This window comes from Flavobacterium psychrophilum DSM 3660 = ATCC 49418, assembly GCF_002217405.1.
Classification (GTDB): Bacteria; Bacteroidota; Bacteroidia; order Flavobacteriales; family Flavobacteriaceae; genus Flavobacterium; species Flavobacterium psychrophilum.
Genome location: NZ_MUHE01000026.1, coordinates 1 through 23118 on the forward strand (window position 1 = coordinate 1; position 23118 = coordinate 23118).

Annotated in this window: 17 protein-coding genes; 9 read left to right on the forward strand and 8 right to left on the reverse strand. The window is 31.9% G+C overall.

Going from position 1 to position 23118, the window contains the following annotated elements:
- Window positions 1-108: 108 nt before the first annotated feature.
- Together B0A57_RS07235 and B0A57_RS07240 are read right to left on the reverse strand one after the other, a co-directional pair.
- Entirely contained in the window at window positions 109-2571 is a 2463-nt protein-coding gene (locus B0A57_RS07235; RefSeq protein ID WP_011963618.1) for an outer membrane beta-barrel family protein, read from the reverse strand.
- Between the two features lie 141 nt (window positions 2572-2712).
- A complete protein-coding gene (locus B0A57_RS07240) occupies window positions 2713-7071 on the reverse strand; it encodes a T9SS type B sorting domain-containing protein (RefSeq protein WP_034097613.1) in 4359 nt (1452 codons plus the stop codon).
- Window positions 7072-7289: 218 nt separating this feature from the next.
- Here B0A57_RS07240 and argS point away from each other — a divergent pair, with 218 nt between their 5' ends.
- Window positions 7290-9095: an arginine--tRNA ligase gene (argS, locus tag B0A57_RS07245; protein ID WP_034097615.1), complete on the forward strand. Its 1806-nt coding sequence runs from the start codon at window positions 7290-7292 to the stop codon at window positions 9093-9095.
- A 120-nt stretch (window positions 9096-9215) separates the two neighbouring features.
- Here argS and B0A57_RS07250 read toward each other — a convergent pair whose 3' ends face one another.
- Both B0A57_RS07250 and B0A57_RS07255 read right to left on the reverse strand, forming a co-directional pair.
- On the reverse strand, window positions 9216-9554 hold the full coding sequence (locus tag B0A57_RS07250; RefSeq protein ID WP_011963615.1) for a DUF6686 family protein: 339 nt from the start codon (window positions 9552-9554) through the stop codon (window positions 9216-9218).
- A gap of 5 nt (window positions 9555-9559) precedes the next feature.
- Window positions 9560-10474 carry a DUF6607 family protein gene (locus B0A57_RS07255; RefSeq protein ID WP_011963614.1) on the reverse strand — a complete coding sequence of 305 codons (915 nt, stop codon included), beginning with the start codon at window positions 10472-10474 and terminating at the stop codon, window positions 9560-9562.
- A gap of 97 nt (window positions 10475-10571) precedes the next feature.
- Between B0A57_RS07255 and B0A57_RS07260 the strand changes: the two genes are divergently transcribed.
- The 6 genes from B0A57_RS07260 (at window position 10572) to B0A57_RS07285 (ending at window position 15353) form a co-directional block, all read left to right on the forward strand.
- Entirely contained in the window at window positions 10572-12644 is a 2073-nt protein-coding gene (locus tag B0A57_RS07260; RefSeq protein WP_011963613.1) for a TonB-dependent receptor plug domain-containing protein, read from the forward strand.
- 20 nt (window positions 12645-12664) lie between these two features.
- Complete coding sequence (locus B0A57_RS07265) at window positions 12665-13141, forward strand: DoxX family membrane protein (protein WP_011963612.1); 477 nt, start codon at window positions 12665-12667, stop codon at window positions 13139-13141.
- A gap of 24 nt (window positions 13142-13165) precedes the next feature.
- Window positions 13166-13810, forward strand: a complete 645-nt coding sequence (locus B0A57_RS07270) for an HmuY family protein (protein WP_011963611.1) — start codon at window positions 13166-13168, stop codon at window positions 13808-13810.
- 112 nt (window positions 13811-13922) lie between these two features.
- Window positions 13923-14141: a hypothetical protein gene (locus B0A57_RS07275; protein ID WP_034097618.1), complete on the forward strand. Its 219-nt coding sequence runs from the start codon at window positions 13923-13925 to the stop codon at window positions 14139-14141.
- A 332-nt stretch (window positions 14142-14473) separates the two neighbouring features.
- Window positions 14474-14962, forward strand: coding sequence for a PAS domain-containing protein (locus B0A57_RS07280; protein ID WP_011963609.1), 489 nt, complete (start codon window positions 14474-14476; stop codon window positions 14960-14962).
- Between the two features lie 4 nt (window positions 14963-14966).
- The gene (locus B0A57_RS07285) at window positions 14967-15353 is read left to right on the forward strand and encodes an acyl-CoA thioesterase (protein WP_011963608.1); all 387 of its coding nucleotides are present in this window, start codon (window positions 14967-14969) and stop codon (window positions 15351-15353) included.
- Here B0A57_RS07285 and B0A57_RS07290 read toward each other — a convergent pair.
- Genes B0A57_RS07290 through B0A57_RS07305 form a run of 4 tightly spaced genes read right to left on the reverse strand, consistent with a single transcriptional unit; the run spans window position 15350 to window position 21543 of the window.
- A complete protein-coding gene (locus B0A57_RS07290; RefSeq protein ID WP_034097621.1) occupies window positions 15350-17785 on the reverse strand; it encodes a TonB-dependent receptor family protein in 2436 nt (811 codons plus the stop codon). The two genes, B0A57_RS07285 and B0A57_RS07290, sit on opposite strands and share 4 nt — an antisense overlap.
- The gene (locus B0A57_RS07295) at window positions 17766-19133 is read right to left on the reverse strand and encodes an HTTM domain-containing protein (protein WP_034097623.1); all 1368 of its coding nucleotides are present in this window, start codon (window positions 19131-19133) and stop codon (window positions 17766-17768) included. Before B0A57_RS07295 ends, B0A57_RS07290 begins: the two co-directional genes overlap by 20 nt.
- Window positions 19134-19135: 2 nt before the next feature.
- Window positions 19136-20251, reverse strand: a complete 1116-nt coding sequence (locus B0A57_RS07300; protein WP_034097624.1) for an imelysin family protein — start codon at window positions 20249-20251, stop codon at window positions 19136-19138.
- 53 nt (window positions 20252-20304) lie between these two features.
- Window positions 20305-21543, reverse strand: coding sequence for a DUF4856 domain-containing protein (locus B0A57_RS07305; RefSeq protein ID WP_034097628.1), 1239 nt, complete (start codon window positions 21541-21543; stop codon window positions 20305-20307).
- 155 nt (window positions 21544-21698) lie between these two features.
- Here B0A57_RS07305 and B0A57_RS07310 point away from each other — a divergent pair, with 155 nt between their 5' ends.
- Window positions 21699-22136 (forward strand): thioredoxin family protein, encoded by a 438-nt coding sequence (locus tag B0A57_RS07310; RefSeq protein ID WP_011963603.1) that lies wholly within the window; start codon window positions 21699-21701, stop codon window positions 22134-22136.
- Between the two features lie 26 nt (window positions 22137-22162).
- Complete coding sequence (locus tag B0A57_RS07315; protein WP_059223299.1) at window positions 22163-23107, forward strand: FAD:protein FMN transferase; 945 nt, start codon at window positions 22163-22165, stop codon at window positions 23105-23107.
- Window positions 23108-23118: the final 11 nt, after the last annotated feature.

The following is a 23118-nucleotide window of genomic DNA, read 5'->3' on the forward strand; positions in this document are numbered from 1 at the left end:
AAACTTTAAATGGTATTATAAGTTTTGTGCGAATAACCAAACTTAAAAATTAATATTTTAAAAATAGTTTATAAAAAAAGCTCCAAAGAAATTTGGAGCTTTTGCTTTTTATAATAATCCGCCACCGCTTTGGGTTTCGTTTTCATCACGTTGTTTGCGTTGTAGTGCTTTGTTTTTTCCGCCACCAAACATATAATTTAATCCTATATAAACTGTTCTGCTTTCCCAATAAAAAGCACCCGTTTGTTTGTAAGGGATACTTGAGTCAAACTGAAAATGCATGGTATTAAAAACATCATTTAATCTTCCTGTAATACTTCCTTTTCCTTTTAGGACAGTATAAGTAGCTCCTATGTCTGCCTTATACATTGGGCTTCTCTCAAATTGTAATCCTAAATCACGACCACGATACATTCCGAATAAATTAATTTTTAGATTTTTTGTTGCTGAAAATGTTTGGTTTAAACGAGCATTAAAACTTATTACATCTATTGCCGCTTTTTCTTGTAAACCACTAATTGCATTTTCTACGGTTCCTCTTACGGTTTTAAAATAAGCATCGGCACTTGCATTTGCAGACCACCATTTTGTAAATTTTAAATTTGCTGAGGTTTCAATTCCGTAAGCATTATTACTATTAAAATTGGCATAAGAAAGGATATCTTGGTTGTTATTGCTTGGGTTTTTATATATAGATCTGCTAATTTCACTATTTATTTGTCGGTAGAAAACCCCAGAGGTAATAGATCCAATTTTTGTGGTACGGGTATAATTTATCTCAAACGAATGGGTAAATTGTGGTTTTAATTCTGGGTTTCCTCTAGATTCTACAAGAGGTGTTGTCCATTCTCTAATAGGACTTATTTGTTCTATACTTGGTCTGTCTACACGTCTTGAATAATTAAAATTGAATGCGTTTTTTTCGCTCGCTGCATAAGTAAAAAATGCCGATGGGTAAAAGGACAAGATATTGTCTTTTATGGTTTGATTTCCGTTAAATTTTTTTGTTGGGTTTATAGCGTTTTCATTTCTCTGGAAATCTCCATCGATGGTATAATTTTCGATGCGAATACCAACCTGTCCGCTCCATTTTTCCCATTGCTTGCTATAATTGGTATATAATGCCGTAATGTTTCGGTTGAAGGTAAAGGCGTTATTTGTTGTTGTCGAATTAAATGTAGTAGGTTTGTTTGTAGATTCGTCAAAATTATTTTCTGTATTTTGAATTCTAGTTTCTAAACCAACTTCTAACTTTGTAGTTTCGGTTAATGGGTTTACATAATCAGCATTAAACTGAATGTAATTTGTTTTTCCGTGAATAATGTTTGTTTTTAAGGCACTAGATATTGGATTGAATTGGGTTAAATCGTAATTAGTATTTTCTTTATCTTTTGTATTAGAAACATTAACCTGAAATTCTATATTCTCTCCTTTTTTAGTAAAATCGTGTTTAAAATCTAAATCATAGGTTTGCGTATTTTCATCAGATTTAGATTTGAATAATTGGCTTGAATCGCTATTTGTGGCGTTAATATAATTTATATCTGTAAGGCCATAACCGCTTCCGTTGGTAATATTTTGGTTAGTATATATCGAGAATGTATTTTTGTCGTTAATATAATAATCTAAGCCTAATTTTAATAAATGAGAGGTATTTAAATTATCAAATTCAAATTGTTGCTCATTTTCTAACATTGGTCTAAAACTGTTTATGTAGCCATGGTTTTTGTTTTTTCCGTGGTTTAATCCATAATTAGTATAAATATTTACTTTGCCTATTTTATAATTTAGGTTTAAAGCGGTATTTAATTTTGGTGTTTTTCCAAAAGTTACACCAGAATTTATACTGCCATTAAAACCAGTATTTGCATTTTTGTGCAAAATAATATTAATAATTCCACTCATGCCTTCAGGGCTATATTTTGCCGAAGGATTTGTAATGAGTTCAATTTGTTTGATAGATGAAGATGGGATTTGTTGTAATAATTGTGTTGCACTAATATTTGTGGGTTTGCCATCTACTAGAACTTTTACATTAGTATTTCCTCTTAAACTTAATTCTTTGGTCTGCGGATCTATACTTACCGTAGGGATATTGTTCATTATTTCTGAAGCGGTTGTTCCAGAAGCAATTAAATCTTTGCCAACGGTTACTATTTTTCTGTCTATTTTTTGCTCGATGCTAGAGCGTTCTTTTACGATAGAAACTTCGTTGAGTTGCGTTGCTTCTTCTTCTAGAGCGATTGTTTTTAGTGTAATGTTTTTATTTTGGGTGGTTAAGGTAATATTGTTAACTTGTTTTTTGTAGCCTATAAACTGAACTTCGACGGTTAGTTCTTGTAATGCTAAATTTGTAATGCTAAAGATTCCGTTTTCTTTTGTAATAGCACCAGATATAATTTTTGTACCGTCTTTTATAGTTATCGATGCGTAAGGGATAACTTCATTTGTTTTCTTGTCTATTACTTTTCCAGAAATACTGCCTGAATTTTTAGTTTCAGGAACAGAATTTTGAGCTTTTACAAAAGTAAAATTTAATAAAGTAATCAGGATTAGGATTTTAATTTTCATGATTTTTTTTGATGATGATTTTTTTAAACTACTTCGATAGCAGTGCTTACTAGACTGCTAGATTGGTTTTTTGTTACGTTTTTAAGATAAGTTTAACAAAAAAGCCCCGATAATTGTATGTATCGAGGCTTTTATGTTTAGTTATCTTTTAAGGGTAAAATGTGATTTAAATATTTTAGAAGTTTCTTTTTCGTTATAATTTATTGTAAACCAATAGTCGGTTGCGGGCAATGGTTGTTCGTTATAGGTTCCGTTCCAGCCATCGCTTGTTGGGGTCATTTGCTTGATTAGTTTTCCAAATCTGTCAAAAATAAATATCATTGCATTTGGGTTTGTAATTTTCAAATTTGGAATATTCCAAGTTTCATTGTAACCATCACCATTTGGGGTAAAGAATTTAGGATAATTTATAATAATTGCTTTTACTGGAGAAGGAGCACAATGTTCGTTTTTGTCTCTTGCCGAAATGGTGTGTTCGCCTGGATAAATGTTGTAAAAGATATTACTACTTTGGTACAAACCATTATCTAATTGATATTCATAATTTCCTGAACCAGCTCCTAAAACGTTTACAGTGATATAAGTCGAATTTTCGAACGCATCGCTATAATCGAAAGTAATATAAGGTTCGTATAGCGTAATTTTTGTGGTTATGGTTTTAGGACAGTTTAGAATTGTAGAGGTGTCTGTAACTGTTACAGAGTAGGCTCCAACTTTATTTGTTGTAATAACACTTGTGTTTGCAGCATAAGGTGCATTGTCTAGTGTCCAGGTATAAGTATAATTTGGGTTAGATAGTTCAGTGTTTAGGGTTACGAAATTTAATAAAGTTCCTGTTTTGTGATCTTTGCAGATAAAATATTCGGGATTTAATTGCGGATTAGGCAAAAGATCTACTTTTAGTTTTAATTCTGTTATTGCAAAACAAGAAGTAATTGGGATATTATTGTTTTTGCTTACTCTTATCCAAACGCTATCATTGTTTGGATTATTATTTTTGTATGTTGTTGAATTGGGAATTGGAATAGCGTTTGGATTGTTAGCTTCAGCCAGCGAAGTGTAATATGTAATAGAATAATCTGTTGTTGGTGTTTGGGTTCCTAAAACTTCTGTTTCGCTTTGGGTTAAATCAAATTCGAAAATGCCATCATTTAATTTAAAGGTGTCACATTTTTCTATCACATTTACAGGATAAGCGGTGGGTGTTTTATTAATAATAATATTAAAGGAGGTTTCATCGGAACAAATCTGATGTACATTGGTTTCTGTATAAATAAAAATAGGTGCTGAGGTCGAGGTTGTATAAGTTTGTTGGGTTACAATACTACCTGTGCCGTGTGGTCCTCCTGTGGCGGTATAGTAATAAAAATTTGTAGGTAGTGTAGGTAAAGTGTAAGTATCGCAAGCATATCTGTCTTTTTTCATTTCATTGGTAATCGCAACGCCATCAAATTTGATAATAAATGAGGTTTCACTATTGCAAGACGCATCATTCGGATTTTCGGCGTAAATATATATTGTTTCTAAATTACTAGGCGTATTTTCCTGAAAAATGGTGTAGGGTAGTGCTATAGGAGTTTGGGGTATAAGGGGGTTGTGCGGTTTGTGGTAATAATTTCCTACAGGTGGTTGGTTTATAATGGTAAAATCGTAACATACTGTATATTCTGTTGCTATAGGAGCTAATGCTGGTTTTTGGTTTATAGTAATTGTCCAAGGTTGTTCGTTATAGCAAATTGGTAATAATGCAGTTGTAGATTCTTTGTAAATATATAGAGTTGTTGTGTTTGTAATAATATGTCCTACAGCAAGTTGTGTGTTTAGGGGTGTTGTTGGTCCGCCTGATAAAGTGTAATAAGTACCCCCCTCTAAATTTACGGGTAGTGTATATAAATTGCATCTAGTTTCTGGTGCTGGAGCAGTTAGGGTTGGTTTTATAATTCTAATCGTAAATGAGTAATTGTAAGTACAAGGCGCACCAGCTACATAGTGAAATATTGTAGTAGTAGTGTTTATGAGTCTAGGGGTAATTATTGTTCCGCCTCCATTGGCTTGTGTGCGGTATTCTCCAACAAGCGGAGCTGCTAAATTATAAGGACCACAGCTATCGGTATTGTCAAGGAAACTATCTGTTCCTATTACTACCGAGAAGTTTAATATGGGGGTTTTGCAATTGTTGTTTTCTGCAAATAAATATACTGTTGTGTTAGTTGTTATAGGTAATACGACTGGAGTATAAATACCAGTTGGAATAGCTAAAGTATAATATTTTGCAGTTCCAATATCTGTGCTTATAGGTTGTAACGAATTAACGACTGTACAGTCGAATAAGTTAGGATAGCTCCCCGTTATGGTAGGTGTTTTGCTAATTGTAACCGTAAAACTTGTAAATATAATACAGGTAGGATCAGTTGGCGATTGATAATATACATGTATTGTAGTAACTCCTAAACTTGTAATAGGCATTCCTGTTGGTGGCGGAAACAATTCGGTATTGCCATTTATTGGTCCACCTGCATTAGTAAAATAGCGAGTGCCAAGATAGGGATAGTTAGGTAAAGGATAGCTGTCGCAAGCGGTTACGTTTCCTGGTGTTAAGTCTTGTTCTTTTACAATGGTTACCTGAAAATCTGTTTGAGCATTACAGCCTGTTGTGGGATTTTGGTAATAAATGTAAATAAGCTGACTTATGCTTACTTGATGACCAATAGCATATAATGTACCTGTCCCATTTATTCCAGAATAGTAATTTCCTAAAGCAGGTGTTAGAGCAGGTAAGTAGTAACTGGCACATACAAACTGATCTGGTTTGTCTTCAATAATAGGTTTTGTATTTACAATTAAATTAAAATTTATGATACTCGAGCAACTAGGTTCTGTCTTCACATAAACGGCAATATATATAGTTGCATTACCTGAATTAAAAGCTATGGCTGTATTAATGGGGTTTGCGCCAGAGGCAGCATCGGTAGCAGTGAGATGATACGAAATACCGTAAATGCTAGACGATTGAGCGCCTAAAACGGTATTTGTTTGTGCTATATTTCCTAAATAGAAATCAGCTCGACCAGATTCTGAGATAGTTTCGCATTCTAGCATATTAGCAGGAAAATTTGCAATAGGACTAGGGGTAAGCTCTAAAATAAATGATTTAGAATAATAACATCCAGTTGTTAGGTTTTGTATGCGTATCCAAATGGTTTTAGGCAAACTTGCCGAAGCCACGGTATAACTAGTTGGTAGCGGGGAGGTATTGCCTGCATTTGCTTCATTTTGAAGTGCATAATAACTTATTAGGTAATTTGAACCTAGACCAACTATTGGCGTGTTTGTTGCTAAATCGAAAGTATAATTCGCAGAACCATTGTTGCATTTGTATAAGTTTATGGGGTCGGGAGTACTAATAGGTATATTATATTCAATGACAATATTATTGGTAGCTACTTCACAACTTGTCGATTGTACATAATATGTTAGTAGGTAAGTACCAGACTCATTAATAGTGAGGTTAGGGTCTGTTTCTCCGGGAATAGGAATGCCATTTATATCTTTCCATACAAAATCAAATAAATTAGGATCTAATCCTGAATATATCGTATAAGGTTGGTTTGTGTTATTGTTATTACATGGTGCGGTTCCGTTTGCAATGGTTAGATCTGGACCTAAAACATCTTGACCAAAATCGAAACTACCACCACCTAAAAATACAGCCGAATCAATTTTATTGTCATTAACCCCGTCGGCAATAACTAGTTTTATGTGATAGGTATCTGTTGTTGATAAGTTTGTAGCATAGGCATTCATAACCACCGTTTGTCCATTGTAGTTTGTTACTGCCGCCGTTGCCGCTGTGCCATCATTAAACAATCCAAAATAATTAGAATTGTTTGAAGAGCAAGAGGGGTTGTAAATACTGTTTCTAATGGTTTGAACAGATATTGGTATGGTAGTACTAGGAATAACTGCAAGATTTTTAGTTACACCTGTTGTGTTATTTTTTAATAAAAAGGCAAACGCATCTGGCGAAAAACATTGGTAATTACCATATTCTTCGGAGGCAAATAAAAAATTAAAATTAAAATTGGGCGAAAGAGGTTTAAAATCAAATTCTAAAACAGTGGCGTTTTTAGAAACTATAGTTATTCCAGCTAATGCAAGAGCCATTTCTAGGTCAGAATCTCCAGCCCAAGCTAGCGTTCCGTCGCTTAAAACAGTATTATTTGGACCAGGGGCATTCATTACATTTCCCGTAGTTAGGATTACGCCATTTTGCAAAGGAAAAGCCGGATTTGTATTTGTAAAATAGCCAATACCATTTGTAGATCCAAAATTTGTTCCAGTCCTTGAGCTCACATTATTTATGCTTAAGCAAGGGCTATTGTTTGTAAGTACAGTTTTTACTAAACCATCTATGGTATAAGTACTTGTATTTACAGTGATTACTTGCGAAAATCCAACGACTGAAAACAGTAAAAACGATAGTAGTATGACTTTTTTCATAGGTAAACAATTAAAGTGATAGACAATAAATGAATGTAAAAGACTGATTAAGAACGTTTTTTTTTTGCTAAGGAGGAGCTTTGTTAAAACAAAAAATAGCGAAAACTATTTTTGTAAAAACATTTTCAAGAAATTCAAATAAACTGTAATGATATAAATTTACTTATTTTTTTCCAATTAAATAGTATCTTTGAACTTCAAAAAAAATAAAAGTAAAAATGTCACTACAAGAAATTCTAAATCCAAGTATCAAAACCGCAATTCATCAACTTTTCGACCTTACAATCGAAAAAATAGAATTTCAATCAACAAGGAAAGAATTTGATGGCGATATTACAATGGTTATCTTTCCTTTATTAAAATTAATAAAAACACCCCAGGCAACACCGAACGGTGCAAAGCTAAATCCAGCCGATTTAGGAAATAAAATTGGAAACTATTTAGTCGAAAATGTAGCCCAAGTAGAAGCTTTTAATGTAGTTTCAGGTTTTTTAAATATTGTAATCGCTAATGATTATTATATTAATTTCTTCAACACAATAAAGACCGATGCACAATTTGGTTTTGTATCTCCAAGCGAACATGACAAAGCCATTATGGTCGAATATTCTTCGCCAAACACAAACAAACCATTACATTTAGGTCACGTTCGTAATAATCTTTTAGGCTATTCTGTTGCCGAAATTATAAAAGCTTCGGGTAAAAAAGTATATAAAACTCAAATTATCAACGATAGAGGAATTCATATTTGCAAATCGATGCTCGCTTGGCAGAAATTTGGACACTCAGAAACACCAGAAACTTCTGGTTTAAAAGGCGATAAATTAGTAGGTAAATATTATGTTGCCTTCGATAAAGCTTACAAAGTTGAAATAGCCGAATTAATGTTGCAAGGAAAAACCGAAGAAGAAGCTAAAAAACAAGCCCCAATTATTATCGAAGCACAACAAATGCTACTCGATTGGGAAGCAGGAAAGCCAGCAGTAATTACACTCTGGAAAACCATGAACCAATGGGTTTATGACGGTTTTGCAACAACATACAAAAATTTAGGAGTTAATTTCGATTCTTATTATTACGAAAGTAACACCTATTTATTAGGAAAGGAAGTAGTACAAATAGGATTAGATAAAGGTGTTTTCGAAAAAGATCCAGACGGTTCTGTTTGGATAGATTTGACACAAGACGGACTAGATCGTAAAATTGTACTTCGTTCTGACGGAACAGCAGTTTATATGACACAAGACATAGGAACAGCCATTCAGCGTGTTAAAGATTTTTCAGATGTTGGCGGTATGGTTTATACAGTGGGTAATGAGCAGGATTATCACTTTCGCGTTTTGTTTTTAATACTAAAAAAACTAGGATTCGATTGGGCATCTAGCCTATATCATTTATCATACGGAATGGTCGAACTACCTTCTGGCAAAATGAAATCTCGAGAAGGAACAGTCGTAGATGCCGATGATTTGATGGAAGAAATGACCAGCACAGCCCAGAAATTATCAGAAGATTTAGGAAAGCTTGAAAGTTATTCAGAAGAAGAAAAAGCAATATTATATAAAACTATTGGTTTGGGTGCACTCAAGTATTATATACTTAAAGTAGATCCTAAAAAATCGATGATGTTTAATCCTGAAGAATCTGTAGATTTTGCAGGAAATACAGGGCCATTTATTCAATATACTTACGCCCGTATTCAATCTATTTTACGCAAAGCAAATTTTGATATTACAGTTACAATTTCGACTAAATTGCATCCAAAAGAAAAAGAACTTATCAAGCAAATAGAAATGTATCCCGAAGTAATTCAGCATGCTGCTGCCAATCACAGTCCAGCATTAATAGCAAATTATATTTACGATTTAGTAAAAGAATACAACTCGTTTTACCAAACAGTTTCTATTCTTGGAGAAGAAGATAATGACAAAAAAGTGTTCAGAGTTCAGTTGTCTAAAAAAGTTGCCGATACTATAAAAACAGCATTCACGCTTTTAGGGATTGATGTTCCGGAGAGAATGTAATTTTTAATTGCACATTACTTTTTTGTTATTTAAGAATGATCTCTTTTTAAGAGGTGAAAACAAAAAAATCCGTCTCATTTTTATATGAGGCGGATTTTTTTTTAAAACCAAGCCAAAGCTTTAATTTAAAATCATAGTGTATTTAATATCTTCCACAGATAAATAAACGTTCCTTTGTTTTAGATTTAGTAAATCTATAAGTTCATATAATTCGAATCTATCAATTAGTAGCATAAGGTTGGTTTGTAAAGTAGGAATCGGAATTTTTTTCTCATAGATAGAGTTTTCGTATTCTTTTTCCCAATAGCTAACATCAATCTTAGACAAATAAATTTTAAAGCTCTCTAATTCGAAAGGCGTTAAGCTAAAGGTCAAATTCTTGTATGATAATTGGAAATTTTCTGAACTTGTACATTGGATCAAATTTCCATTTAAACTCGTGTTTAGAAATTTACACATAACATTTATTTTATAATGTAACTATCAATAATTTTGTTTACTTCTTCTCTTGGAGTGTCAGGTTTTAATGAAAAAAGTTTCACAAATAAAGGTTGGTTATCTACTGCTTTCTCGAGAGATAAGTCTTTGTTTTTAGCAAAAACCAATTCCCATTTGTCTCTTAATTTTTTCCAAAGACCATTGTTTTTTTTCCAATAGTTTTGTGCTATAATACATTTCGAATCATCTACTTTAGTATATACATCGTAACCTTTTTCTTGCGCAAGTAAAAAATCTTTCTGATTGTTGGCACGCACTATTTTGTCGTTATCTTGATTGTGTATCCATCCAAAATTAGTTATTTCGTGGGTGTTATTACGTTTCAAAACATTGTAGTCATTACGAATAGTGTGTTCACGTCTTGGCAAAGGAGCATCTGTAATGTTTTGCCAAAAATGTCTGTTGTCTGCATGAATCCAAGTTGCGGTACCTTCGTACCTTGGGCTATCATCTACTTGATATACTTTTTGTGTCCATTGCCCTTTTACCTCTTTTTTAGATAAGGTTTTAAACTTCCAAGTTAAATCTTTATAAAATTCATAAAAATTTGTATTCTCAAACTCCCAATCTTGTCTCCAGTGTTTTACGATATCATCCTCTTTTTCTCCCACAATTAGCAAATGTTGTAAGGCTATTTTGTTAGGTTGATCCTCTAATAATTCGACCCATTCTAGGCCTGAATCATGTTTTGTTTTCGATGGTTTGTAGTTTATACTGTCTTTCGAATAATTAAAAGTTTCGCTAAAGTTAAACTTTACTTCATAGCAACCACACATCGATTTAATTGCTTTTATGTCTTCTTGTTTTTTCGAATCTTGACTTTTTGCCGAGAAACCAATTAGGATAATAGACGTCGAGAATAGAATTGTTTTGATTTTCATAATGTTATGTTTTAGTATTGAAATTTTTATGCAAATATATTACATTTATTTAGAACAATTAAAAATAAGGACATATATTTGCAGAAAATAATTAAGAATGGTTATAAATAAAGCTTTTGGTTTGCACTTGTTACTGCTTTCGTTTGTGGGGTTTTCTCAGGAAAAGCAATTGTCTGATAGTGTAAAAGTTGCCACATTAAATGATGTTGTAATAACGGCAACCAGAACAGAAAGACAACTTTCTTCTTTGCCATTACCAATCTCTATAATTACTTCGGCAGATATTTCTAAAGCAGGTATTTCTAGATTAAATGAAATTCTTACCGAACAAACAGGTTTAATTACCGTTCCAGATTTTGGTGGCGCAGAAGGAATTCAGGTGCAAGGATTAGATGCTGCTTATACTTTAATCCTAATTGATGGTGTGCCACTTGTGGGGCGAAGTGCGGGAACTTTAGACCTATCTCGAATTAGTGTAGGGAATATAGATAGGATTGAAATTGTAAAAGGAGCATCGTCATCATTATACGGATCCGAAGCCTTGGCTGGTGTTATAAACATTATTACCAAAAAACCAAAATCCGATCATTTTTCGGGCAATCTTTCCTATCGTTACGCTAGCTTTAACACACATGATGCTACTGCTAACTTTGTTTGGAAAAAGAAGAAATTCTCGGGAAGTTTTTTTACCAATTATTTTGATACCAATGGTTATGATTTAGATAAGAAAAACAGTTTGCAAACAGTCGAACCATATTATAATACAACAATTCAACCCAAATTATATTATGACTTTTCAGATAAATTGAAACTGATAGTTGGTACACGTTTTTATCATCAAAAACAAGATAATAAGACTATAATTAATAATAAAAATTACCAAGGTGATGCGGTAATAAACGAATGGAATTCTCAAATAAAATTAGAACACAATTGGAATTCTAAGATAAATTCTGAGTACGAAATTTATCTAACTAATTACAAAACAGATGCGTTTCTTAATAATTCAAAAAACATATTATTTGAAGAGAGTTTTTATGACCAATGGCTTATTCGTCCCGAAATTAGAACTACTTTTTCTATAAATAATAACAAGCTAACAGCCGGAATTGGGATAAACCACGAAACATTAGATAGAACTTATTTTGGGATTAATGCAAACTTTAATTCGCAATACGGATTCCTACAATATGATTACAATCCGTCTAAAAAGTGGAATATTTTAGCTGGCTTTAGGTACGATAATCACAATCAATACAAATCACAATTAAGTCCTAAAATTGCCATAAATTATAAAGTTACAGATCATTTATCTTTAAAAACAGCTGTAGGATACGGATTTAAAGCGCCAGATTTCCGTCAGTTATATTTCGATTTTACTAATTCGTCCGTTGGTTATACCGTTTTGGGGTATAACGTGGCAGATACTAGATTGAATGCTTTAGACAATCAAGGTCAAATTTTAAAACGAATAAAAGATATTTCTTTTGATAATCCTTTGAAACCAGAAAGCTCTTTAAATTTTAATTTAGGAATATTTTACCAAAGAAGTAAATTAAAAATAGAGGTTAATGCTTTTTATAACGCTATTTCTAATTTAATAGATACAAGAGCTATTGCCATAAAATATACTGGACAAAATGTTTTTAGTTATTATAATGTAGGCAAAATTTTTACTTACGGAACGGAATTTAATTCGGCTTATAGTTTTTCTAATAATTTAAAAATTTCATTGGGTTATCAGTATCTAATAGCTAAAGACAAATCGGTTATTGATGATTTCGAAACCCATCAATATATACGTGATTCTCAAACTTTAGAAACTATTAAAATTAATAAAGTAGCTTATTTCGGACTATTTAATCGTTCCAAGCACACTGCAAATGTTAAGTTTTTATACATGATTCCGAAAATAAAAACAGATATTAATTTGCGTGTTTTTTATAGAAGTAAATACGGATTATTCGATACCAATAACAATCAGATATTAGATGTATATGATGATTTTGTTAAGGGTTATTTTATAACAAACGTATCAATATCAAAACAAATAAAAGAAAAATTTTCTTTTCAAGTAGGAGCTAATAACCTTTTAGATTATACCAATCCAAAGGAAATAAGTAATCTTTCAGGAAGGCAAATTTTCGGAAAATTGCAATTTAATTTTTAATCAATTTAATACTTTATTTTATGTCGAAAACTATCGCACGAACAAGAATATTTGGCGTTGTAAACCTTTTTCTTCGATTATTTTTAGGAGGTATGCTGCTTTTAGGAGGCGTATCTAAATTTGATAAACCTATGCCGCTAGCAACAAGTCAGATAGAACAAGTTAAAAAAGGAACATTAACTACTGAAAACGTTGAGGTTTTGAAGATGGAAAATTACCTCTTCGGAATGAAGCAAACAAATTATTTTTGGCAATTTTTGGGCGCAGTCGATATTCTTTTTGGCTTGCTAATTGTTAGTCAGGTCTTTGGTTTATTAGGCGAAATTATGGCACTTCCTATAACGATTAACATTTTTTTATTTCATCTTTTTCTCGAAAGAAACGAAATCGCAGAGTTGGTCGAAGTTTCTCTTATTCTAGCCGTAAATATTTGGCTAATAGCCTACGAATACAATCGCTGGAAAGGCATTGTATTTAAAAAACAAATTTTTAATTAACATTTATATTTTAACACTTTCATTATGAAAAATCATTTTTTTAAAGTTGCAGTTTTAGCACTAACAATTTTCGTGTCTTCTTGTAGTAAAGACGAACCTGCTACTGCTGTTCTTACTCCGCAACCACAAATTACTACATTAGAAGTAAAGACGGTTTCAAACCTTAATGCACCACAAGTAGGTATGTCGTTTGGACCTGTATCGGGCGAATTTACTAAATTTAGTTTCTCTGAAAATGCTGTTGTAACAAACGATAATTGGGATGTTGCTTTTCGAGGTACAACCATTCTTGTAAACGGAGGTGCTGCAATTGGTATTGCAGGAGAGCCATCTAGAACTGGTATGGGTGCTGTAAGTATTGCTAACAATACATTAAGTGGTGTTACTGCATTTCCTGCGGCAGATACTTTTAGACAAGACGCAAATTCTAGCTACGCAATTCCAATAGGGAGCGGTAATGGTTGGTACAATTATAACGGTGCGACTAATATTGTTACTCCTCTTGCCGGAAAAGTATTTGTAGTAAAAACACACAACGGGAAATATGCTAAATTTGAAATTTTAAGCTATTACAAAGACACTCCTGCAAATCCAGATGCAGCAACATCTGTAGGGCGTCATTATACTTTTAAGTTTGTTTATCAGGCTAATAGCACGACATCATTTTAATATAAATGTGGCGTGAGATAGTTTTAGATAGCTAGACTTTGTTTATTTTTTTTTGTTTAGTTAGAAAGGCTGTCTAATTCTTTAGACAGCCTTTTTTTAATAAAAATACAATATGTTAGATTATACAATATTTATTCTTGAAAAAGTAAGTTTCAATTTGAATCTTTTTTCGAAAGAATTGCAAAAAGCCTTAAAAATACTTATTCCTGCAGATATCATGCAACTTCAAGATTGGTTTTATTATTTTACAAAAGATAAAAAAGAATTGCTAATATTTGAATCCTATTTTTTGAAATTTAAAATCGAAGCCAATTCATTTTCTAACTTATAAGTTACATTTCTTATATTAATGATTATATTTGCGCATTACTAATATACTCAAATTAATTCTGAAAGACTTCTTCTTTCTGTGTGGAATCAAGTGAAATTCTTGAACTGTCGTGCAACTGTGTTTTCCTAGTTAAGGAATAAGTCAGATACATATAATTAATTTTTGTTTAAGCATCACGAAAGTGCTTAGACTCACGTAACTTCATTAATCTCTAATGAAACCATGCGTTTGTTTTATTCACTTTTTTAAATATAAAAACGAATAAGCATGAAACACACACGATTACCCCTCAATTTTACTATTGCTTTACAATATTTTAAAAATATACGAGTATGTTAGAGCAGTACGACAAAGCTTTTGCTAAGTATAGAAAATCTTTAAAAACAATTCCTTTGCCAATTATATGTTGGGATTTTCATAGTATTAAGAATTTAGAATTATTAGATTTTGATGCTATTCAGAAAAATTGGAACGAAAAAATAAGTTTCCTAAAAATCGTTAATAACGATAAGAAAGACATTATTGTAACTGACGAAAATTTCAAAATTATTTTTGTAACAAAAAATATTGTAGCAATAACAGGCTATAATTCGGACGAAATTATTGGAAAATCTCCCAAAATGTTTCAAGGAGTTTTAACTTCAGAAAGCATAAAAAATAATATTAGAAAGGCAATAATAAATAAAAAACCATTTAAAGAAGTAATTATAAACTACAAAAAAGACGGTTCTACTTATTTATGCGAAATCGAAGCAATTCCGAAATTTAATAAAAAAGGAGAATTTTTAAACTATATCGCTTTCGAAAGAATAGCATCTTAAATATATGAAAACACAAGAAGAAAAAATTAACGAATCTATTACACGGGTTTTTAAAGCCGTATTTCCTAACACAACAAACCATTACGATACCTTATTTGGCGGTACCGCAATGCAATATATGGACGAAGTTGCTTTTATAACAGCCACAAGATACAGCCGCCAGAAAATGGTAACAGTAAGCAGTGATCGAATAGATTTTAAAAGACCAATTCCTCATGGAACAATTATAGAACTTATAGGCAAAGTAACTTATTTAGGAACTACAAGTCTAAAGGTTAGTGTAGATATTTTTATTGAAGAAATGTACACAAATTCTAGAGAAAAAGCAATAATAGGAGAATTTACATTTGTTGCAATTGGTGAAAATAAAATGCCTATTAAAATCGATTAAAACACAAACTCTAAAGTAGCATAAAAAGTTCTATTATCAGACGGGATAATCCCAGGACCAGGATAGCCTGTGGCACGTCTGGTAAAATAACTATTATTTGTAAAATTATTTATTCCAGATTCTATTTTAAAGTGTTTCAATTTGTAAGAACACGAGAAATCTGCAACATAGTAAGTAGGTATTTGCCCAAAAATACCATACGTATTATCGTTTTTATCGGTAAAATTATTATTTGCTTCTGTAAATTGCGAAGAAACATAAGCCATTTGAATACCCGACATAAAATTTTTGTAACCAATTCCTGTTCCAGTTTTTATATTATATAAGGGCACAAATTCAACTTTTTTACCTTTAATATTAGATATTTCTGAATTCAGATATTCAGATTCTGTAATGGCAGTATTTAAAAAAACATTCCAAGTAAGTTGTTTCTTAGTAGCAAAAAAAGTTTTACTTAGACTCCAGTCTAACATTGTCTCAAAACCATAGGTTACAGCAGTTCCTATATTGCCTCTAAATCTCACAATTGCAGCAGAACCATTAGGGTTCCTTCTTTCAAACTCTCCAATTTTATCGTCGTAATACAGTCCAAAAATATTAGTATCGAATGTAATTTTATCGCTAATTTGCCCGCGAACTCCTATATCGGAGGTATATCCTTTTTCATCTGAAATGTTTTTGTCTATTACTTGGCTTGGCGATACAGTGCGTATATCGTTAAAAGTTACTGAACGGTAATTTTGAGAAATATTTCCATAAAATTCTATTCTGTTTTTGGGTTTGTAACTCAAGCCAATTCCTAGCAAAAGTAAGTTTCTATCTTTAATGATATGTTCTGATATATTTTTATCAAGGATTATATTTCCAGCAAAATCTCGGTTTATTTGTCTATAAAAACCAATAGCCTGTGTTTTTATATTTTCGAATCTAAACCCTGGTGTTATAGAAAATTTTGGTGATATTTTGAAAATATTTTCACCAAAAACAGCCAAATTTAAGTTTGGATATTTATAATTGGATTGATTTTGGTAAAAAGGAAATTCATTTGAAGCAACTTCAAAATTAGCATCGCTACCAGAACTTCCAGCATTTTGAATTCCTGAATTATCAGATTGATAATATTTAGCCCCAATCAAAAAAGCACTAATGTTGTTTTTAATTTTATATCTTTTCAGAAATCGGGCTTCGGCACTCCAATTTTTAAACACTCCAATTATTAAATCTCTTTCTGTTTCTAAAGCATCAGGATTTGAAACACGGTTAGAACGATAACCAATTGCTTTTCTAGAGGCATCTAGCCCAAATAATTGCAATGAAAAATCTGTTGTAGGATTAAATTTATGCTTTAACCTCAAAGCAAATAAGTTCCAGTTTACAGCAAACCAGTTTCTTGTTCGGTTGCTTTGTAATGGGTTTTTGTTAAACATTACATCGGTTAATCCACCTGCTTGTTGGGCTAAATAACTAAAATGGGTATAATCAAAATGCAATGAAGTTTTGTCTGTAAATTGATAATTTAAGTTTCCAAAGTAGTTTTTACTTTCAAAGTTAGAATTGGGTCTAAAACCATCACCTTGTTTGTAATTGTAAAAAGTATAATAGCTAAATTTCCCGTTAGTTCCAGATAACGAAGTAAAATTGGTAAATAAACCATAGGATCCGACGGTGTTTCTAGTAGTAATTTCGAATGGTTTTGTAGTTGGTTTCTTGATTTTGAAATTAACCAATCCCCCAAATTGTGTTCCGTATTGTAATGAAGCAGCACCACGAATAACTTGTATTTCTGCTAAACCTTCGGTTGGTGTGGCATAATAACTTTCGGGGTAACCCAAAACATCGGCAGAAATATCATAATCGTTTTGGCGTGTATTGAAATTAGAGGTTCGATTAGGATTTAATCCTCTACCGCCAATGCTAAGTTGCAGTCCGCCATCGGAACTTTCGTTGATGGTTAAACCTACAACTTGCGCAAAAATTTGTCTAGCATTATTGGTTGATTTATTTATGGTTAGTTTTTCAATAGCAATAACTTCGGTTTTTTTACCAGCATAAATAGCAGTTTCTTCAATATCTCGCAATTTATTGAGCGCAAAAATTTTCTCTTTTTGATTTTTTATAACAACTTCCGAAAGGGTGGTTATTTTTTCTAAAATTATTATTTTATTTTTTTCTGATGGTGCCATTTCGATTTCTACAATACTATAATTTTCTTTATAAAAGGTAAAATCATAGTTGCTTAATTTTTCTACTTCAATAGAAAAAGCTCCGTTTTTGTCAGAAAACGATTTTGTTCCAGTTGTTTTATTATAAATCTCTACCAAAGGTAATTTTGCTCCAGAAATTGAAGTAATTGTTCCCGAAATTTTATTTTGAGAAAAACAATTGAAGCTGAAAAGTATAAAAACTAAAAATTTAAAATCCGATAATTTCATCGTTAAAAGGTAATATCCAAGTTTTGTGTTGGAAAGATTCATACTGGTTTGCAAGATTTATTTTTGGGTCTATATATTTTTGGCTCAATCTTCCGTTTAGCGCAACATAACTTTCTACATAAACTTCTGGGTTCTTCAGACCTTGTTTTTTATAAAATTCGCAAAGATAATGTGCATATTCTAATATAAAATCTGGTTGAAATGACATTTGCTTTTCTTGAAATGTAGTTAAAAAAGAACTGTTATTTACTCTTATTTCTTTTTTAGTCGTGAGGTCCTTTACAATAAATTGTGTGTATCCTGCTTTTTCCATAAGCATTACACGCCAAGAAAAACGGAAACCTTCTTCGGTCCAAAATAATTCGTTTGGATAGCAAAGATATCGAAAGGGAAATAATAATTGAAAAGTAATGAACAGACCAATAAATATTAATTTTAATTTGTTGATTGTATTATATTCTTGAATTTTTACTTTTTTATTTTCAAAACAGTTAACATTTATTTTTAATAGATTAGAAATAAATATCAAACAATTCTTATGAAAGTTAGTATCGAAAAAAATCAGAGTACTAATAATCATGACATAAGGAAAAACACCAATTGGGAACAAAATTTTTGTTAGAACATGAAAAATAACAACAAGAACAAAAGCAAATACTCTAGTTTTTCTATATAATAACAAAAAAACAATGCTTAAGTCATACAATGTTCCTGTCCAGCTAAAGGCATAGTGAACCCAATTTTGGCTAAGTAATGAACCAATAATTGGTAGGTTAGAGTTAGAGGGTAGCCATATTTTGAGTGGCATAGCCTCAAGAATCCAGTCAGAATTTAGTTTTGCTAAACCCGCATAAAAATAAACAATTCCTAATAATAGTTTTAAAATATCGGTATTCCAAGTAGGAATTTTTTGAAAAGCAATTTTACTGTTTTTAAAAGCATCTACAGAAAACTGAGCGTTGGCAGGTAAAAAGATAAGCACAAAACTAATTATCGAAATAAAGTAGTAATGATTTAAATAAGTCGTTTTGTCAATCAATTCGATATATGTAAAACTCAAGAAAAATGTAATAATTGCAATTCTGTATTTATAGCCAATAGCCACAAACAGCGCTGCAATTGCTGCAATTAGAAACAGCAAATAAGTATAAATTCCTAAAGATTTTACCCAGCTAAAACCATAATAAGTAAAATGAAATTGGGGTTGGATATAAAATTTTTCTATCCAATTATAACTTGCAAAACGAATTAAACTAAAAAGCATCATAAAACCAAACGCTAGTCTAAAAAAGGCTAGCGTTGTAGCTTCTGAGTATGTATTTAGATATTTTTTGAGGTTAAAATTCATGATTAATCGCCATCACCATCCACATAATCGATAGCTATATTTAAAGCTTGCATCATATCTAGTTTTGTGTACACAACATTTTGTTGCAAAGCATCGTAAGCAGCAAGCATTTTTGTATTGTCATTAGTTACTTGTTGCGAAAAGCTATCGTTTAATGCGTTGTTTGCCGCATAAATAGGGGTAAATTGATTGTTGATAATGGTACTTAATTTTTGACCATTTCTGACCACATTTAAGAAGTCTAAATACGACCTAAATCCTTCGCCAGTTGTTGTACTATTGAAATGCTTACCATTAAAAAAATCTTGACTGGCTTTTACGGCTTCGTTTAATAATATTTTTGATATATTATTTTTATAATAAGCCTCTGTTTTTTCAGGATATTTTACGCCACTAGAAAAAACGCCTGCTGGAATACCCAATTTTCCTGTACGAATGTCTTTCTCTAAGTTTTTTACAAAATTATTGGCCGTTTTGTTTATAGAACTACTTACCGAGGTGCCGTTGTTGGCAATGTAGCTGGTTTTGAAGCCTGAATTCCAGCTGGTAACAATAGCGTCTGCATTGGTTTTTAATCTATTGGCAACAGCCAGTAGGTATGATTTGTAATTTGTAGCATTTGTATTCGTTGTATAAAACCCAACAATTGTAGCATCATTTGTGTGTAATCCATTTAGCAAATAATCTAGCGCAGGAAAACCTTGTTTGTCAAATTGCGATAGGTGCTCTAAATTATAACTTCCAGAAGTGATATTTGCTTCAATTCCTATTCTGTTTGTAGGATAAGTATTTGAGGATTCTTTTATATAAATTTCTTCGGCTTTGCCAAAATTATATATCGAAATGTACTGGTATGCTTTATATGATTCTAACCAAGACGCTCTAACCGTTTCTAAATTAGAAACGGTTGGCGTTGTGTTAAAATTATTTATATTTGTTACTAATAATTGTACTTTTTCTTGGTAATTTACATAACTAGGCACAATAATATTGTTTGCCCAATTAGTTAATAGGGCTGTTCTGTCATAAGCGTTTTCAGTCTTTACAGTTTCTTCTTCATTTTTTGAACAGGAAAATAAAAACGTTGCTAGGCTTAAAATTAAGACTACTTTTTTCATATAAAAATAAAATTATTTTGCAAAAATACAAATTGTTTTTAATTTAATCTAAATTAATTTACCGTAGCAGCCTGCAGTACTGTAAAACCAAATTTTGCAGCAATTTGAGTTGAAATAGCATCTAGTTTTAGACCTAGTGTGTTTATATCCCAAAGACCATTTGTGCCACTTATCATAGAAGCTAACATGGTATCAACTTCTGCTTTAGTAAAGTATGGGTTGTTTGTTCCTGGTTTGTTTGTGTAACGCAAAGAAAGGATAAAACCGTAAGCTTCTGATAAAGCATGAAATGCACCGGCACCATTTGCTGTTGTTAACTTTCCTTTACCTTCTTGTAAATAAAAGACCGCTCTTACGGCAGGAATCATTGCTATTTTTGCTTTAATAATATCTATTTGCGCATCACGAACCGCATAATCATTAGCAACAATAGCTGCTCTACCTTTGCGGAATGCTAAATCGATATCGGCTTTAAGGGTGTTAAAGTCTGAATCGGCACTTACTTGGTTTATATAACTACTCCAAAATTTGAAAGTATTTGGTGTTGTAGTTGTGTTGTCTGCACCATAAAGATAACCGTAAGCTTCGTCCCAATTGTGTTCCATCGTTGTATAGGATTTACCTGTTTCTAAAACTTTAGATGTGTTATTAGTTCTATTAGTTCCTTCGTCTAGTTTGTTTAAACTTAGATAATTGTTGCAAATTTGATCCATCATGCAAGAACCCATCATACCTTTTAGGAGAACTTGCTGAGGCTCTAATCCGTTGGTAGCAAACAATCTTTTGCTAGTCCCATCAGTATAAATACCTGCTATTCCTGCACTGGCATTAATTCCTTGGCTGGCTGCTTTGGCGTTCACGAACTGCGTTACATACAAATTTCTAATCTCTGTTTGTTCAACTACTGAACCACCACCCTGATATAAACTAAAATAGTCTTTAGATGCTGCGGTCTTGTCTTTTAATTGTTTTCCTGAAGCGTTTAAGCCTGCTCCTATGAAACGGTTGTTTTTGTTCTCATACATATCCGATAAGAATGCATCATCGACTGCTGTTGCGGTTGTTGCAGCAGTTTTTATATAGTTGCCCATTTCGTCTAGCATTAATAAACGGCTTGTTTGTCCGGCATAATCTACAGATGTTACAGAATTTCTTTCGAATGTATAGGTTGCAGGAATATTATAATTGAAACTTGTAGGGGCTACTACAGCGGGTATAGTTTCGTCATCTTTAGTACAAGAAGCTAATGATATAAAAGCTAATGAAGCTAATAAAATTTTTTCGTTTAACATAGTGTTTTATTTAGATTGAATTAAAATAATTTTCGCAAATATATAATCTAAATTTAAAACAAACAATCTTTATTTAAAATTATTCTAAATAAAGATTGTTTGTTTGTGAAAAAAAAATACTTTTGTATTAAATTTAATCATTCTAAATAAAAACAATGAAACAATTAAAAACATTTTTCTTCATAGTCATTACGATGTCTTTATGTTCTGCTTCTTCTATTTCTGGTGGTAACGACGAATTGGTAATAGTAAAGAAAGCTAAGGACACTAATAAATATATTGCGGTTTATTTTTCTGGATCAGATTGGTGTTCCATTTGTCATGTATTTAAAAAAGAGTTTGTCGAGCAAAAAGAGATTGCTACAATTTTAGGTACTGATTATGTATATTATAATGCCGATTTTCCCCAGCGGAAAAAATTAGCAAAAGAGATTGCAATAACTAATGATGCTATTGCAGAAAAACTAAATCCAAACGGTATTTTTCCGCTGTTAGTCATTGCAGATGAAAATTTGAATGTAAGAAAAATAATTACAAAAGTCATGGGGTATGACAAAGGCTTGCTTGCTTTAAAAGCAAGTGTTAAAAAATAACCATCTTCATGCAATCTTTAAAAAACATGAAAACCTACACAGAATCAATACCTTCTATGACTTCAATTTTATCTATTTCTATTGTCATGGATGAAAATGACGAAAAAGAAGCTTCTTTGCTATTAAGAAAAGGATTTGACAAAGCTAAGGAGATTATACAAATAATTTCGGCTTGGGAAGTTGGCACACAGATGCATGCTGTAAACCAAGCGGCAGGAATTTGTCCTGTTGTTGTTTGCGATGAATTATTTTATTTAATACAAAGAGGCTTAAAAATAGCTGAACTTACTAATGGTTTGTTTGATATAACTTTTGCCTCTATAGATAAGATATGGTATTTTGACAAACCAATGTACAAGTTGCCTAGTGCATTAGAAATTGCTAAATCTATTTCTAATATCAATTATAAATATGTAGAATTAGACCCCGAAAATAAATCTATTTTTATTACTAATAAAGGGACAAAAATAGAATTGGGTGCAATAGGTAAAGGCTACATTGCCAATGAGATAAAGAAACTTCTTTTAGTAAACGGAATTCAATCTGGATTAGTAAACGCAGGAGGCGATTTAGTGTGTTGGGGTAAGAATAGTGAAGGGTTTCCTTGGCGTGTTGGTATTGCCGATCCTAATAAAAAAGAATCCTTCATTGCTTGGTTGCCGTTAGAAAATCAGGCTGTGGCTACCTCTGGAAGTTATGAAAAATATGCTCTTATACACGGCGAAAAATACTCACATATCATACATCCGCAAACAGGTTATCCTGTAAAAGGGCTTCAAAGTGTTACTATCATTAGTCCAGATCCTGAATTGTGCGATGCTATTGCGACTTCTGTTTTTTTGATGGGGTTAGAAAAAGGTTTGGCGTTTGTAAATCAATTTAATGACATACAGTGCTTTATGATAGATGATAAGAATCAATATTATTATTCAGACAATTTAAATACAAATCAATATGTTCAAACAAATTAAAATAATCTTAG